The 15,567-nt window shown below is 67.3% G+C and carries 13 protein-coding genes, 1 tRNA gene and 1 pseudogene; 7 read left to right on the top strand and 8 right to left on the bottom strand.

From position 1 onward, the window contains the following. The first annotated feature begins 223 nt into the window (after nt 1-223). Nucleotides 224-478 carry a type II toxin-antitoxin system VapB family antitoxin gene (locus ABTZ94_RS01245; protein WP_224299842.1) on the top strand — a complete coding sequence of 85 codons (255 nt, stop codon included), beginning with the start codon at nt 224-226 and terminating at the stop codon, nt 476-478. Then, complete coding sequence (locus ABTZ94_RS01240) at nt 478-897, top strand: PIN domain nuclease (RefSeq protein WP_351196262.1); 420 nt, start codon at nt 478-480, stop codon at nt 895-897. Before ABTZ94_RS01245 ends, ABTZ94_RS01240 begins: the two co-directional genes overlap by 1 nt. 186 nt (nt 898-1,083) lie before the next feature. Here ABTZ94_RS01240 and ABTZ94_RS01235 read toward each other — a convergent pair. Beyond that, a pseudogene (locus ABTZ94_RS01235) lies at nt 1,084-1,434 on the bottom strand (response regulator); the annotation flags it as partial. Nucleotides 1,435-1,493: 59 nt separating this feature from the next. Then, nucleotides 1,494-3,770, bottom strand: a complete 2,277-nt coding sequence (locus ABTZ94_RS01230; RefSeq protein WP_351196260.1) for a 2OG-Fe(II) oxygenase — start codon at nt 3,768-3,770, stop codon at nt 1,494-1,496. A 164-nt stretch (nt 3,771-3,934) separates the two neighbouring features. Between ABTZ94_RS01230 and ABTZ94_RS01225 the strand changes: the two genes are divergently transcribed. Then, complete coding sequence (locus ABTZ94_RS01225) at nt 3,935-5,104, top strand: hypothetical protein (protein ID WP_351196258.1); 1,170 nt, start codon at nt 3,935-3,937, stop codon at nt 5,102-5,104. Between the two features lie 153 nt (nt 5,105-5,257). Here ABTZ94_RS01225 and ABTZ94_RS01220 read toward each other — a convergent pair whose 3' ends face one another. Together ABTZ94_RS01220 and ABTZ94_RS01215 are read right to left on the bottom strand one after the other, a co-directional pair. Continuing rightward, nucleotides 5,258-5,518 carry a hypothetical protein gene (locus tag ABTZ94_RS01220; protein ID WP_351196256.1) on the bottom strand — a complete coding sequence of 87 codons (261 nt, stop codon included), beginning with the start codon at nt 5,516-5,518 and terminating at the stop codon, nt 5,258-5,260. 686 nt (nt 5,519-6,204) lie between these two features. After that, nucleotides 6,205-6,687, bottom strand: a complete 483-nt coding sequence (locus ABTZ94_RS01215; RefSeq protein ID WP_351196254.1) for a hypothetical protein — start codon at nt 6,685-6,687, stop codon at nt 6,205-6,207. A gap of 6 nt (nt 6,688-6,693) precedes the next feature. On the opposite strand from ABTZ94_RS01215, the gene ABTZ94_RS01210 reads away from it, so the two are divergent. Next, the gene (locus ABTZ94_RS01210) at nt 6,694-6,945 is read left to right on the top strand and encodes a hypothetical protein (protein WP_502967155.1); all 252 of its coding nucleotides are present in this window, start codon (nt 6,694-6,696) and stop codon (nt 6,943-6,945) included. A 4-nt stretch (nt 6,946-6,949) separates the two neighbouring features. Here the strand turns inward: ABTZ94_RS01210 and ABTZ94_RS01205 are convergent, their stop codons facing one another. After that, complete coding sequence (locus ABTZ94_RS01205) at nt 6,950-8,278, bottom strand: IS701 family transposase (protein WP_351196252.1); 1,329 nt, start codon at nt 8,276-8,278, stop codon at nt 6,950-6,952. Between the two features lie 264 nt (nt 8,279-8,542). Between ABTZ94_RS01205 and ABTZ94_RS01200 the strand changes: the two genes are divergently transcribed. The 3 genes from ABTZ94_RS01200 to ABTZ94_RS01190 all read left to right on the top strand — a co-directional run bounded on the left by ABTZ94_RS01200 (nt 8,543) and on the right by ABTZ94_RS01190 (nt 12,229). Beyond that, nucleotides 8,543-8,905, top strand: coding sequence for an effector-associated constant component EACC1 (locus tag ABTZ94_RS01200; protein WP_351196250.1), 363 nt, complete (start codon nt 8,543-8,545; stop codon nt 8,903-8,905). After that, nucleotides 8,902-10,851 carry a caspase, EACC1-associated type gene (locus ABTZ94_RS01195; RefSeq protein WP_351196248.1) on the top strand — a complete coding sequence of 650 codons (1,950 nt, stop codon included), beginning with the start codon at nt 8,902-8,904 and terminating at the stop codon, nt 10,849-10,851. Before ABTZ94_RS01200 ends, ABTZ94_RS01195 begins: the two co-directional genes overlap by 4 nt. A gap of 175 nt (nt 10,852-11,026) precedes the next feature. Beyond that, on the top strand, nt 11,027-12,229 hold the full coding sequence (locus tag ABTZ94_RS01190; RefSeq protein WP_351196246.1) for an IS4 family transposase: 1,203 nt from the start codon (nt 11,027-11,029) through the stop codon (nt 12,227-12,229). 558 nt (nt 12,230-12,787) lie between these two features. Here ABTZ94_RS01190 and ABTZ94_RS01185 read toward each other — a convergent pair. The 3 genes from ABTZ94_RS01185 to ABTZ94_RS01175 all read right to left on the bottom strand — a co-directional run bounded on the left by ABTZ94_RS01185 (nt 12,788) and on the right by ABTZ94_RS01175 (nt 15,483). Beyond that, a complete protein-coding gene (locus tag ABTZ94_RS01185; protein WP_351196245.1) occupies nt 12,788-13,399 on the bottom strand; it encodes a hypothetical protein in 612 nt (203 codons plus the stop codon). Between the two features lie 364 nt (nt 13,400-13,763). Beyond that, nucleotides 13,764-13,837, bottom strand: a tRNA-Thr gene (locus ABTZ94_RS01180). 119 nt (nt 13,838-13,956) lie between these two features. Beyond that, on the bottom strand, nt 13,957-15,483 hold the full coding sequence (locus ABTZ94_RS01175; protein WP_351196243.1) for an alpha/beta hydrolase: 1,527 nt from the start codon (nt 15,481-15,483) through the stop codon (nt 13,957-13,959). Between the last annotated feature and the right edge of the window lie 84 nt (nt 15,484-15,567).

The raw sequence follows: 15,567 nt of genomic DNA, 5'->3' as shown, positions 1-15,567 counted from the left end.
ACCACCTCTCGCCGTCCCATCGCTTCTGACGGGACCCCCGGCAGGGGTGGAGCCTGGCATGAGGATGACTATCCATTTCCCACAAGGAGCGACCGCGCGGCACTTCGCCACGAACGCCGCAGTCTCTCCATCCACCACGAGATCCCTGATCAAAACGATATCTTCCATTGTGGATATATGGCATCGTTTCACTGACAGAAGCATCTACGAAGGGACCGTCCACATGGCCAGAACCGTCATCGACCTCGACGAAGACATGGTCACCGAGGCCATGCGCATCTTCGGCACCAAGACCAAGGCCAAAGCTGTCCGCCTCGCCATGGAGGACGCCGTCAAGAGACACCTCCGACAGGAGGGCTTCGACGCCATCGAGGCCGGTGAACTCGACTTCAGCGAGATCGTAGAGAACACCGGCCCCCGCAACGCCGACGGCTCCCTCAAACACACCGGCGACCGCGACGGAGGCCGGGCTGCCTGATGCAGGACCGCTACCTGATCGACAAGTCCGCCCTGGCCCGCTGGACGAAACCGAACGTCAAAGAGGTGCTCAAACCCCTGCACGAGCGCTACCTCCTCGCCGTGTGCCAGCCCACCGAGTACGAGATGATCCACTCCGCACGGGACAGCTCAGAAGCAACACGGATCAGCACCTGGCTCCACGCCTTCGACTACCTCCACGCCGACGACCACACCTTCGCCCGCGCCCTGGAAGTCCAGCGCCACGCTCTCAACGCAGGCTTCCACCGCGCACTGTCCCTCCCCGACCTACTGATCGCCGCCACGGCAGAACTGCACCGGCGGACAGTCGTCCACTACGACGGCGACTTCGACATGATCGCCTCCCTCACCGGACAACCCACCGAATGGGTCGTACCGCCCGGCAGCGCCGACCGTTGAGCAGGTCGAGGTCTTCCGCCTCCCAGCCGCTCTCGCGGGGCGGGTACATCCATTGCGGCAGCGCGGTACTCACAGTGACGCCCCCTCCTCGGTGCCAAACGCGTCCGGTTCACCGCCAGGGATGCCATGTCCTCCTGCCCCGGGCGGGGCGTCCTGAGGCTGTGCCCCGCCCGGCCCGGTCCCCGGTCATGGTCTGGCTCTGACCAGCCCGGCGTCGTAGGCCGTGATCACCGCCTGAATGCGGTCGCTGAGTGTCTGCAGCTTGGGCCTTCGGGCGCGGGGGTACCGGACGGGGCGAGGACCTGGTGGGGGTAGGCGTCCAGCAGGCGGCGGGTCAGGCTCGGGGCGACGACGGCCTCGCCGGTGGCGACTGCCCGGATGCTGGCCACGAGTTTCTCGGGGCGTGCGCCCTTGAGCAGGAAGCCGCTGGCACCGGCGCGCAGGCCCTCGTAGGCCTACTTACTCGTCCAGGTCGAAGGTGGTCACGATGAGGACGCGGGTGCGGCCGCCGATGGCGACGATCTGGCGGGTCGCCTCGGCCGATAAACCGGTTCCGGCCAGGGCGTACCGCGCGGCCGCCGAGCCGGAAGCCGCAGTCATCCGTTCCGCAGCGACCTCAGCCATGCCAGGTCCGTCGCGGCCTGGCGCCGGACTGTCTGCTCACGGGTGAACAGCTCCTGGGTCTTCGTCAGTACCAGCGTGTACGGGCGCCCCTGTCGCCTGGTCTGGTGGCGCACCGGCAGCTCGGCCGAGTCGATCCTGGAGTGCACGTGGCGTCGGCCCTCCTTCGCCAGCGGCCATTCGAGCACCTTCCGCGACCGGGAGCCGAGGAACTCGCCAAGGACATCGCACAGTCCGCAGCCACACCCGGCCCAGGCCACCGACCAGTCGTCGGTGGCGCGCAGCGGCCCCTCGCACACCGTGCGGAGGCGGTCCGCGCAGTCCCGCGCAATCGCTTCGAGCCCCGCCATGCCCCACTCGGCGGACGTGCTCGTCACCGCGGCGCGGCGCAGCATCGGCATCAGGCACTCGAGCACCGTGTTCCCGCGTTCGCGCAGGGCAGCCAGGATGGCATCCCGCAGTTCTTCGTCGGCCGCCGCCAAGAGGTGTCGCAGCGGCAGGGCCAGCTGCTCCAGCTGTGCACGGCGGATCTCGGCCGGACCGGTCGTGGTCCACAGCCGCAGACCACGGTCGACCGCTGCCCAGACCCCTGCCGGCAGCAGCCGCACCACCGTCGCCTCCCCGTGGGCGCGCAGCGCCACACACAGCTGGGGCAGTCGCTCGGTCCACTGGTACTGCTGCGGTGGGTGGCGGCGCTCCGATGCGAACCAGCCGTCGACGACCTGCCGCATCCACCCTGTTCCGTACCGCTCGGCCGCCGCGGCGAGTGGGCCCGCGTGCTCCGGGGCCAGCGCGTCCACATGGAACGGCTCCAGCAGCATGGCCGCGGTCTCGGCCGCGTCCAGGCCCACGGCCACCCGCAACGCGCATTCCAGCAGCTCGGGTTGCGGGCTGGTGTACTTCCAGAATGGTGCGAGGGACTGGGCGTCGTCGCGCGCCCGGTCCAGGTTGCCCCGCGTGATGCCAGCGCGCAGTTCCTCCAGGGCCCACCGCGATCCGGCCTCGCCACGGGCCGCGAAGGCCCGCTCACGCGGCCACACGACGACCGCGGCCCGCCGGTACCACCGGTCCAGCGTGTTGCCGTAGTTCCCCATGTAGCCCTCGTACCGGGAGTCGTAGGGCGTCAGATCAGTGCTCGCGGTACTCGCACACACCTCGTAGTCGTGCACCTGCAACGAGATCTGCTCACCGCCGGCGCCGTCCGGGTCGGTCCACCAGCCGAGGGTGATCTCGTCGTCGATCAGCTCCTGGAGGACGTAGTCCACGTCCGCGTCGCCGCTCTCCTCCTCCTCATCATCCTCGTCGTACCCGTAGTCGTCCCAGGGATCTTCCCCTTCGGGATAGGCATCCCAGGTCTCCTTCACCTCGGCCAGCGCGAGCACCGCTTCACACCCGGCCTGCCCGGCGGCGGCGCGCAGCAGAGCGGCAGGTCCCGCATCCGCGCCCTTGAGCCGCTCCCAGCTCAGGCCCCGCTGGGTGTACTCGTGATCGAGCAGGTATACGAGCCGAGTCGGCGGATCCAGCTCGCGGCTGCCGTAACGCGACTTGGCGGGCGAGCCGAAGTGCCGGCCCAGACTGTGTGCCAGCTCTGCCGACGGCCCGGACGCCTGCTCCGACGTCCCTTGCTCGGCGAGCAGGTTGAAGGTAAGCGTCACCCGGTACCCGGACCGGACCGGGGTGACCTCGTGCCGGCAGTCGGCATAGAAGGCGACGAGGGTCAGATCCGTCTTCGAGGCCCGGTACGCGCACTTGTGCCCGGCGTGCTCGACGACCAGTTCTCCCCCCGTGTGCGCCGACGGCAGGGAGAGCACCAGCGTGCCCACCATGGCGTCGTCCTTCTCCGAATCCTGATGCGGAAGGAAGAACTGGCCCTTGCCGTACACCAGCATCGCGTGCGGCTCGGCCCGCAGCCGGGTCGCCGCCGGGAGACCGAGAGCGTCCCGGAAGTGCTCCAGCGCACCGCTCAGCAGCGACGGCCAGGAAGGACCGGCAAGGCTGAACTGATCCGGCGAGATCTGCCAGGTGTCACGCACCCCGGTGTCGCTCAGCGTCTCCTCGCCCCGCCCGAACAACGCCGGCCGCGCCACCGAGATCAGCCGCTTCACCTGGGGCGCCCGCAGCGGAAGGCTCACCGACCCGACCCCGGCCGCCTCAAGGCCCAGGCCGGCCGCAGGCGCCTCCAGCCGGGCGCTGAAAGCCCCCGCCGTCTTCGCCCCACCAAGCAGCCCAGCCAGCCGTTCCCTCGCTGTCACCACCACTCGCCTGCCCTCCGGCCCCTGCGGGCCTGTCGTCCTCCGCCCGATCCTACGAACGTGACGTCACCTCCGGGACCATGACCGTGTACACGGCCCGAACGAGGGATCAGACCCCGGTCCCGTGATATGGACCGCAGCGCGTGACGGTAGTCTGCACGGCCGTGAGCGAGTACCAGTACTACGAGTTCCAATCCATCGACCGGCCGTTGACCAAGGACGAACTCGAGCGGGTACGGACCCTGTCGAGCCGGGCCCGGATCAGCGCGACGCACTTCGTCAACGAGTACCACTACGGCAACTTCCGCGGCGACGAGCGCAAACTGATGGAGCAGCTCTACGACGCCCACTTGTACTTCGCCAACTGGGGCTCGCGGCACCTGATGCTGCGTCTGCCCACCACGCTGCTTCCCGCCGGCAGCGCCGAACCGTACTGCGCGGAAGGCGCCTTGACCTGCTGGACCAGGAAGGGGCACCTGCTGCTCGACTTCGCCTACGAGGCCGAGGACGGCGGCGAGTGGGACTTCGAGACCTCCTTCACGCTCGCCTCCTTCACCACCCTGCGTACCGAGCTCGCCGGGGGCGACCTGCGTCCCCTCTATCTGGCGTGGCTTTCCGCGCTCACCCGCTGGGAGCTGGAGGAGGACGTCGACGAGAACGAGTACACCTCTGCCGTCGAGCCACCCGTACCCGCAGGCCTTGCCCGACTCACCGGCCCTCAGCAGGCCTTGGCGGACTTCCTGCGCATCGACCCGCACCTGCTCGCCGCGGCTGCCCGCGCCAGCGGTGCCGCCCCTTCCCAGGCAATCGACAAGGACGCGCTCGCCTCCTGGATCCGCGCCCTGCCGCAACGTGAAAAGGACGACCTGCTACTGAACGCGGCCCTGGGCGCCGCCCAGCAACCGGGTCCCGCGCTGTTGGCCCGCCACCGCGCCGCGTCCCACGGCGCAGCCGAACCGTCCACCGCCACCCGGCGCCGCTCAGCCGCAGAGCTCCTCGACGCCGCCTACGAAGTGCGCAGCGAGCACACCCGACAGCAGGAGCAGGCCCACGCCCAGACCCGCCGAGCCGAACAGCGGGCTCGCGAGAGCCACCTGGACCGCCTGACCGAGAACACCGGGCAAGCCTGGCAGGACATCGCCCACCTGATCGGGCAGAAGCAGCCCGGCCCCTACGACGCCGCCGTCACCCTCCTGAAGGATCTCCGCGAGGCCCACGACCGGTCGGGCACCCCCGAGGAGTTCGCCCGGCGCCTGCACGACCTGCGCGAGCAGCACCGCGGCAAGTCCTCGCTGATGCGGCGCTTCACCGACGCCGGCCTGCCGGCCCGCTAGGCGCGCTCAGATGTGGTCGCGTGGGCCCTCGGCCAGGAGGCGGAAGGCGGCGAGGGCAGCCGGGCGGCCGGTGGCGGACAGGGAGATCGGGGCGTCGGTGGACCGTTCCCGCTCGTCGAGGTAACCGAGTTCGCGGCCGGTGTGTCAGAACCTTCACAGCAGCCGCTCGGTGTCCTTCTCCTCCATCGTGGTGCCGTCGCCGTGGGTGAAGCCCGCAGCAAGCACCGGATGGACAGCATCGCGCAGGTCCTCGCGAGGCCGGGGCTCCGCCCACAGCGCGCACAGGGCGGACTCGGCCACCTGCCGCTCAGCTGCGGTGGTGCCGAGCCAGGCCAGCGCGGCCGTGTGCTGGCGCAGCTGGTGGTCCGCCAGCTGGGCACGGCCGCACTCCGACCTACCTGCCGACCCTCCCACGGACGGGGTTCCCGTCCGTGCGCGACGCTGCGGAGGGAACCTCACCAGTGACATCGCCCCTCGGCAACCAGGGTTGCCCCCAGCCTGTCGGAACAGCACAAGCCCTACGCCGCCGACCACGCTTCCCAAGGCACCCGAAACCCTCGCCTCCCCCAGGGGCGGCGAGGCAATTCTGACGCACCGCCACGCACGCTTGTCCACCGACTGTCCACCGGAGCGTTTGCCTGCATGGCCAACCGAAGGGCTCAACGCACAAAAACCGCAGGTCGAAGCCTTGTCACGGCTCGTTGACAAAAGGGAGCGAACCCGCGACCGACGCATTGCGATGCGCAGACCGCAAGTATCCGATCTGCCCGAATACCAAGGTCAATCAAAGGAAAAAACCCCAGGTCAGAGACCCGACCTGGGGTTCACCATGGAGCCGCCTTCGGGATTCGAACCCGAGACCTACGCATTACGAGCTGTCCGATCTCATTCCGGGGTAGTCCGGGGTTGTCCACCAAACCCTCCTTTCCGCAGCTCACCAAGCACGGCGGACGGAGCGACACCGCTGCGGACGTCCACGGATCGAGCGGTAACTGAGACTGCAACTGAGACTCGGGCCCGGTCAGGCGTCGCGCTCAACGCCACCGAGCGACTGCTTGAGGACGCCCGGATCGGTAGCCGCAGAGCGGCTCCCCTCCCTGCTACTGCTGCGCTGAAGGTGTGGAGGCCGGAGAGTTTGCGATCGTCGGCGGCTGAATCGGGTCCTGCCGCCCTTGACCAAACCAGTAACCGATGATTGCCCCGGCAATCCCTGTGACGGGGGTGACGTAGAGGCTGAAATCCTTCGCCGCAACTCCAGTGATCACGGCGACCCAAGGGGAGGCGATGATCGCGAAAACCACGGCGACCAAGGCCCAACCGCGAACACCCTCGGCGCGTCGAACAAGACCGGACTGCTCGTAGGCAAGATCTGCCCGGTGTTTCCGATCTGCGAGCTCCACTTCCCAGCGGCGCTCCAGCTCCCGAAGGCGAACCTCGGCCTCGATCTCCTCAGGTGTCTCTGGGCGCTTACCAAGATGAAATGCAGGCTTCCCACGCTCAGCCGCAAGCTGCTGCTTCTCTGTGGTCAGAGTGGCTACCTGCTGAGCAAGCTTCTTCAGCTCGTCATTATTTTTGTCGTACAAGCGGTAATGGCTCTGCAGGCGCTTGAGTACGAGACGATGCTCGGCCACTCCGACACCCGCATCACCCGCGACGTCTACCAGGCCGTCCTCGACGACCTCGACCGCGCCGCAGCCGAAGCAGTCATCAAACTGGTCCCCCGGGCCCGCGCCAAGGAAGCCAGGAGCCAGACGACGGAGCCAGTACGCCGGATGCCCGGCATGACCCAGCCGAAGCACCCGCCGACCGGCGAAGCAACGACGAACGACCGCAGCGCCTGAGCAGTCACGGCAGCTGTAGTTCTTGGTTGGTAGGGCATCGTTGCTGGTCAGGTGGCTGCGGTGGCGGTGATGTTGTTCCAGCGGCGGTGGGCTTCGGCGGCCTGGTGCTGGTGGTGGCGGCGCCAGGCTGACCAGGACAGCAGGTGTTCGCGGTCACGCCGGGGCGGGGCAGGGCGGTGATCCGTAGCAGGCGGAGGAGTTCGCGTCCGCTGGCGGGGACGAGCTCGCAGGTGGTGGATGCGGTGGCGGTGCGGACACGGGTGATGGCGAGGACGGCGGTGGCGAGCATGCTGATCAGGGTCCAGCGCATCCAGGAGTTCCAGCAGGTGGTCTGGCCTTGGTCGAGGCCGCAGACGCCCTTGGCGAGCTGGAAGTCTTCCTCCACCCGCCAGCGGCAGCACACCACGTCCACCAGGTCGGCCATGGTGGCGGGGAGGGCGGGGTGACAGCGGTAGTAGGAGAGTTCACGGGTGTAGCGGTGCCTGCGGACGAGCACTGCGGCGTGTCCGTCCTCCTGGTGGTCGGGGGTGTCGTCGGGGTGGATGTCGAGCATGGCCCAGTCGTAGTGGCGGTCGCCCTTCAGTCCGTGTCCGGTGCGCAGGCGCATCCAGTTCTTCGTCGGGACCCGTGCGGTCAGGTCGGTGACGCTCATGCGGCCGATGGCGGTGTCCACCCTGTGGTCCGCGCGGACGGCCAGGGCGTAGTCGAAGTCGAGCTCCCGGGCCGCCTGCCGCAGTTCGCGGCCGCCGTAGACCTCGTCGCCAGCCAGCCAGCGGGCCGGTATCCCCAGCACGCGGGCCCGGGCGAGCATGGCGGCGGCCTGCTGGGGCTTGGTGGCGAAAGTGATCTCGTCGGGCACGCCGGTGAGCAGTCGGCGCTCTTCGTCGGCGGCCCAGTCCTTGCCGAAGTACAGGGTCCTGCCGATGAGGGCGTGTCCGTGCCGGGACGCATAGGTGAGGTGGACGCCGACCTGACACAGGCCGACGCCGCCGATCGCGCCGGAGTACTGGTGGGCGGCCCCGACGTAGTCGGGGGAGGACTTCTCGTCGCCGGTCTCTTCCACGATCAACACCGCGTCCGGGTCGGCGAGTTCACTCACGGTCCAGATGGCGATCCGGTGCGCTGCGGTGTCGTGGTCGAAAACCGCGCGGGACAGCAGGTGCTGCAGCCGGTGCGGACCGGAGTGCCCCAGCGCCTCGGCCAGGGTCCAGCAGTTGCGGGTGTCCAGCTCCATCAGCATCCCCTCGCACACCTCCCGCACCAGCTCGCGCGGCTCGCGCCGCTCGAAGCAATCCGCGAACCGGGCCGTCACCGCCCCAGCGCCGTCGTCCACGCCTGCTCGGCTATCGCGGCCTCCACGGCCACCGTCTCTTGATACGTCGTCACAAACGTTCATGATCACGGTGGCCGTACCCACGCCCACAGGCACCCCCCGCAACCACCTTGGCCAGGGCGAACGCGTCACTCAGCAGGATCTACAGCTGCCGTGACTGAGCACCCATGGGCAGGCAGGACACCATGCGCTTCTGTCCCCTCAACTCCCCTGGTTGCCCAGCCACGGGCCGCTGGCCCGCCTATAGTTGATGGTCCATCATGAGTGGGGAGCGCCTTGAGTATCATCCTTCAGTGCAGCGGCGGCGGAGCCGAAGAGGAACTCCGCTCACTCAGCCAGTGGCTTGAGGCCGACTCGGCGGTGCGCCGTCACGTACAGATTGCACCGGGAACATCCCGGCCTCTGATCCCTGGGCAGCAGGGAGATCTACTGGACTTGATCACTCTCGTGGTCAGCAGTGGGTTCAGCGCTGCCTCACTGGCCGTGTCCATCGCATCCTGGCGAGCCAGCCGGCCTACCCCACCCGCCGTCATTGTCACGCGGGACGCGGGAGAGCGGGCCGAGATTCCCAGTGACGCCTCCAGCCAGGAAACCGAGGCGAGCGTCCGGCGCCTCCTTGAAGGATGAGCACCCCGAAGCAGCACTCAGCTGCAGAAGACCACGAACTGGCGGTATCTGTTACGGGTGAGGGTCTCCCCGATCCTTCCGGGACTCGCATGGTGCTGATCAGCGCCGGACAGTTCAGCGAACTCGATCCGCTTCCAGCGACGCGCCGCAGCGCCAAGGCCCTGGCCGATCTCCTCGCTCATGCCTGGAACCTTCCTGCCGGAAACTGCACCGTACTTTTCGACCCGGCATCACCTCGTGACCTTTCACGTGCCGTCGCGGAGGCCGCAAAAGAGGCCACGGACACTCTGCTGGTGTACTACGCCGGTCACGGACTGATTGATTTTCCCTCCGGGAAGTATCACTTGGCTGTACAAAGCACCGAGCGAGAATCCGTACGCGACACCGCGGTCCCGTACAGCTGGATCAAGGAGCACGTCGAGAAGAGCCGCGCCGAGCGGCGCGTCATCATCCTCGACTGCTGTTACGCCGCACGCGCCTTCGGTTCGCAGTCCGGCAACGCCGCCCTCGGAGTTGCAGGCACTTGCATCCTCGTTGCGGCAAATGAAACCGCCGAGGCCATCTCTCCACCGGGAGAGCACTTCACCGCGTTCACCGGCGCTCTGCTGACTGTGCTGCGCAACGGTGTTCCCGGCCCGTCTCGCCACCTCGACCTCGATACCGTGTTCGAACAATTGGTCAAGGAGCTCGCGCTAAGAAACAGGCCCCGTCCAACGCAGCTGTGCCGAGATCTTCTTGGCCGTTCCCCGTTTATCGAAAATGCCGCATACCGACCCCCTGGCAATATCCCCAAGCCAACCCCTCCGGCACAGCACGCTCGGACCGCTGAATCCAACGGCAGCGGAGAGGTACCGCACGTTTCACCTATGCCCGCCCCGGCAAAAACGGGTGAGGCCTCCGCGGAAACCTCGGCCGGCAAGACCGCATCGGCACTGCGGCGAAAGATCGTTCGCTGCGTGGGGCTGTCAACAGCCGGCCTGGCTCTGCTTTTCGGGGCTTGGAGCGCATACGCAGTGTCCTCAATTTCGTACGAAGACTCCCCTCAACTTCAGAAGATTCACCGCAGAGGCTTTATTAAAGTTGGAGTCAAGGGTGACCAGCCAGGACTCTCCGAACAGAAAGGCAAAGAATGGGTGGGGTTTGAAGTCGACCTGGGGCGCAAAATTGCCGCCAGTCTTGGATTTACCAAAAAGGATGAGGTTCGTTTCGTCAAGGTAGACACGACCAGCCGCGACAAAGACCTCCAAGCGGGCAGCGGTGCGGATTTCGTCGTTGCCACCTGGAGCATGAACGGATCCCAGGCAGCCGAAGGACGGGCGGACAAGATCAGCCCGCTCGATTTCGTCGGACCGTACTATGTGGCAAGCGTGGCCGCACTGGCATGGGGGACAAAAGAAGAAACCGAAACGTTGAAGAGCATTAATTCCATCAAGGACAAGTACCCGAAAGAAGCGATCTGCACAGCCGCCGGGTCGACATCTGAGGACTACCTGATCGACCACGGGGTCAAGTTTGAAACAAGAAACTCGTACGAGGCATGCTGGACGGACAGCAATATCCATGTCGTGATTACAGATGACATCATCCTCGCCGGCCTCAACGAGAAGTGCGACTACGCCGGAGGCGTGGAATGCTGCCCCAAGGAAGATGATGGAACTTGCCCAGATGACGAGGCGGGAGACCTCATTCAAAAGAGAAGCAAGGGGGACATCATCCCCCTTCATGGCAGAGTCGAAAAATATGGTGTAGGGATTCGCGCAAATGATCCAATCTTTAAATACCTCACATGCCGGGCGATCCCAAACGATTGGGAATCGAGTGCGCGCGATAACCTCGAAGAGGTGGCAACCCGGCAGATCGGAAAAGATTGGACGCTACCTCTCGTGAATTTCCCGAAGTGTAGCCGACTGGCCGTGTGGAGCTATAAGCTGCGTAATGCAATGTGACCTGCTGAGCGACAGGGCATGGAAACAGTGCATAAATTCCGGTCTCGACTTCCTTCCGACTGACACGGCAGCTGTAGATCCTGCTGAGTATGGAGCTTCCGCGAATAGGCTAGACCCAATACCAGTGACTTTGTGTTGTCCGGAGCGTTGAGTGGGTGTGCCAAGACCATGACAGGTGAAGTCGCCGCCCGGTGAGCGGTTCTCGGATCGGATCGCGATCGGTGTGCTCACGCGAGCTTTTCCGCCCTCGCTGATCGATGAGGTAGTTGCGGAGTGCGGGCGGACCGAGCAGCGGCGGCGGCTGCTACCGGCTCGGGTGGTGGTCTACTTCGTCCTGGCAATGTGCCTGTTCTCCGGGCAGGGGTATGAGGAGGTCGCGCGCCTGCTCACCCATGGGTTGGGGCGTTCGGGGTCGTGGCGGGTGCCGACGAGCGCGGCGATCGGCCGGGCCCGGTTGCGGTTGGGTCCGGAGCCGCTGAAGGTTCTGTTCGGCCGGGTGTGCCGGCCGGTGGCGACCGGGCAGACGGTCGGGGCCTGGTACCGCCGATGGCGGCTGGTCGCCGTTGACGGCACAGTGTTCGACCTCGCCGACACCGACGCCAACTCGGCGCACTTCGGCCGGCCCGGTTCCGGCCGCGGCGACAAGCGCAGCGCGTTTCCACAGGCCAGGGTCGCCGCACTGGTGGAGTGCGGCACCCACGCGGTCTTCGCTGCCGAGGCCGGGCCGCTGTCGGTCGCCGAGACGGTACTGGCCCGGCGGCTGCTGGGCGCGCTGGCACCGGGCATGCTGCTGCTGGCCGACCGCGGCTTCACCGGATTCGACCTGTGGCGAACCGCCGCCGCGACCGGCGCCGACCTGCTGTGGCGGGCCAAGGGCAATCTGGTGCTGCCACTGCGCCGCGCTCTTCCCGACGGCTCCTACCTCTCCGAGATCGTCGCTGCCCGGGACAAGGATCGGCGCGCGGATCCGATCCCGGTCCGCGTGATCGAGTACACCCTCGAACCGGGTGGGGCGGTCTACCGGCTGATCACCACGATCACCGACCACCGGACTGCCCCCGCCGACGAGTTGGCTGCTCTGTACAACGAGCGCTGGGAGATCGAGACCGTCCTGGACGAGGTTAAAACCCACCAGGGCGGCCCAGGCCTGGTTCTGCGCTCCCAGCACCCCGACGGCGTCGAGCAAGAGATCTACGCGTTCTTTCTGGTGCACCACGCACTCCGGGACCTGATGCACCAGGCCGCCCGGCGGTCCGGCCGCGATCCGGACCGGCTCTCCTTCACCCGCACCCTGCGAGTCGCCCGCCGCCAGGTCACCGACCAGGCGGCGTTTTCCCCCTTCCCGACTCACCCGGGCACTCACCCAGACTCTGCGTGAGATCGGCGAACGCCTGCTGGAGCCACGGCGGTTGCGTTCCAACCCGCGCGTGATCAAACGCAAAATGTCCAATTGGGCACTGAAGCGCGCCGAGCACCGCACCCCGGTGCGACCCAGCGCTCCGATCGTCAACATGGTCGAGCCCACGAAGACCACCTACACCCGCAGAAAGCCCTAAATCACCGGTATTGAGGCTAGACCGGTACTTCGCAGGTTGCCGAAAGGTTCACTGCAGCAGCCTTCCAGGCTCCGATCTCGACCGGGCCGGACCGGGACAACTATCGCCGCTATGTTTTTGATCGGTGAGCGATCAGATACGACCGATCGATCTTCACGATCGGGTGACCTGCGAAGTGCGAGACTAGACGCCGACACTGACAGTCCTACGCAGAGCCTCTTCCTCCCCCCACGCCCGCGATCTTGGAACGTGTCCGAGGCAAGGCTCATCCACAGGTCCTCATGAGTGCCGCCTTCGGCGTAGGTGAAGGTCTCGGCAAGCCTCGTGGAGATGTCTTCGTCAAGGTTGGAGGCAGCGCTCGGCAGGGTCGGGCGGTGACATCAACGAACGTAGCGGCGTGCGAGAGCGGCGTCGGCGCGCAGGGTCACGGGCATTCCCGCATCTGTTTCGGCCTGGTCGTGCTCTTCGCCGCAGGGACAGATGCTCCAGCCGTCCCGTTCGACGCGCAGGGCTACGAACTCGGTAACGTCGGCGAGTTCGGTCAGCCCGCCCACCGGAACCTCAGCCTCAATCCCGTCACCGCCGCCTACGACGGTCAGGGCCGCGCCGATCTCGGTCGCCAGGTCCAGGACATGTGAGGCGGTACGGCCGTCGCCGTTCAGCGCCGCGTACTTGCCGGCCTGCGCGGCGGCCATCACCAAGCGGCCCGCCACCTCCACCGGCACCACAGCAGTGCGGGCATCGACTCGCACCGGCCGCACCGCGTACACATGCTCGGCGCCCTCGCTATCGGGGTCCGCAGCGGCGATGATCGCCTCGGCGACCGACTCCGGCCGGACCAGGTGGAGCGCCTCCTCCTGGTCCATGCCCATCCGCTCGGCGACCGAGCGGACCATCAGCGCCACCACGTCGCGCACCGCCACCGGCTCGACCTCGAGACCACGCGTCAACAGCACGGCGCTCGTCTGGGCGACGACCGCCTTGAATTCCACGCTCCGCTGGATATCCGGCACCTCTTCACCCTACGGGCTGAATCTTGTCGGGATGCGACAACATCGACAGATCGCCGCACCGCCCCGCGCACCGGCTGACCGGGCGCTCGCTCCGCCCGCAGGACGCTCCCATGTGCCTGCGCCCGACGCTGCGCCACCACGGAAACGGGATCAACAACGAGCCTCGCTCGCGCGCACCGCGCGCTCCCCGGGAACGGCCCGCTGTCCTTCGCCTGTCCCGATGCGCTCCCCTCGCGCTCCCCTGGCCCTCCGGAACCGTCTTCCGACCGGGCCGAAAGAACCACGAGGCGCGGGAAAAAGGAAAAACCCCAGGTCACGGCGAGTGAGTCCTGGGGTTCTCCGGAGCCGCCTTCGGGATTCGAACCCGAGACCTACGCATTACGAGTGCGTTGCTCTGGCCAACTGAGCTAAGGCGGCACGCCCTGTCGCACCATGGTGCGATCAGCAGCGTCGCCAAGTCTACACAGTTTCCGGGGGTGTTCCGTACCAGCCCGGCTCTGGACCGTTTTCGCAGGTCAGTGGCGGAACGGATGGGATCAGGAGCACATCGTGCCGTCGGCCGGCGGGGTGCCGTCCAGGAGGTAGGTGTTGATCGCCGTGTCGATGCAGTCGCTGCCGCGGCCGTACGCCGTGTGGCCGTCGCCGCGGTAGGTGAGGAGGCTGCCGGAGGAGAGCTGGCCGGCCAGGGACTCGGCCCACTTGTACGGGGTGGCCGGGTCGCGAGTGGTGCCGACCACGAGGATCGGGTCGGCGCCCTTGGCCTCGATGCGATGGGGGGTGCCGGTGGGGCGGACCGGCCACTGGGCGCAGTTCAGGGCGGCCCAGGTGAAGGTCCTGCCGAAGACCGGGGACGCCTTCTCGAAGCTGGGAAGGGCCTGGGCGGCGGCATTGGCGTCGGCGAAGGCGGGCGGCAGATCCAGGCAGTTCACGGCGGAGTTGGCGAACATCAGGTTCGCGTACCTGCCGTTCGGCTCGCGTTCGTAGTAGCTGTCCGCCAGGGAGAGCAGGCCGGAGCCGTCGCCCTTCCCGGCGGCGGTGAGGGCATCGCGGAGCTGGGGCCAGGCCGACTCGTCGTACATGGCAGCGATGACTCCCATGGTGGCGAGGGATTCGGTGAGCTCGCGGGAGACGCCGGTGGGGATCGGCCTGGCGTCGAGGCCGGCGAAGAGCTGCTTCAGGCGGGTGGCCGCGCCGGCGGTGGAGGTGGTGCCGAGCGGGCAGTCCGCCTTCTTCACGCAGTCGGCGGCGAAGGACTGGAACGCCGTCTCGAAACCCGCGGTCTGGTCGCGGTTCACGTCGATGGCGGGGAGCGACGGGTCCATCGCCCCGTCCAGGACCAGGCGGCCGACCCGGGCGGGGAAGAGATCGGCGTACGCCGCACCGAGATAGGTGCCGTATGACGCCCCGACGTAGTGCAGCTTCTCGTCACCGAGCAGGGAACGCAGCACGTCCATGTCGCGGGCCGTCTCCACGGTGGAGACATGCGGAAGGATCTCGCCGGAATTCCGCTCGCAGCCGCTCGCGAACCGCTTGTAGGCGTCGCTCAGCCTGGTGACCTCGCCGACGTCGTCGGGTGTCTGGTCGACCTGCGTGTAGGCGTCCATCTGCGGACCGGTGAGGCATTCGACGGGCTCGCTGCTGGCCACGCCGCGAGGGTCGATGGCGACCATGTCGTAGCGGGCCCGGACCTGGGCGGGGTAGCCGATGGCCGCGTAGCTCTGGAGATAGCCGATGGCCGAACCGCCGGGGCCGCCAGGATTCACCAGGAGGGAGCCGATCCGCTTGCCGGGCCCGGTTGCCTTCGCGCGGGAGACGGCCAGCTTGATGTCGCCGCCGTCCGGCTTCGCATAGTCCAGGGGCGCCTTCATCGCCGCGCACTGGAAACCCTCGACGCCGCAGTCCCGCCAGTTCAACCGCTGCGCGTAATACGGCTTGAGCGCGGCGGGTACGGATGCGGCGGACGGTGAGGCGTTCGTCGAACTGTCGCTGCTGCAGCCGGAGATGAGGAGGCCGGCAGTGCCGAGCGCGGTGGCAAGCATGCGGAGCGGGCGCCTGGTTTCCATCCCCGGAGCGTAGTCGCCGCATGACGGCCCACCCGATTTCCTGCCCGTAAGGGTGAAAAGCGATGACACACGGTGACGTGCGGA

The sequence above is a fragment of the Streptomyces sp. NPDC002785 genome (assembly GCF_040295565.1).
In the GTDB taxonomy this organism is placed as follows: Bacteria; Actinomycetota; Actinomycetes; order Streptomycetales; family Streptomycetaceae; genus Streptomyces.
Note: the sequence above shows the minus strand (reverse complement) of the source record. Positions and strands in the feature narration are given on the sequence as shown.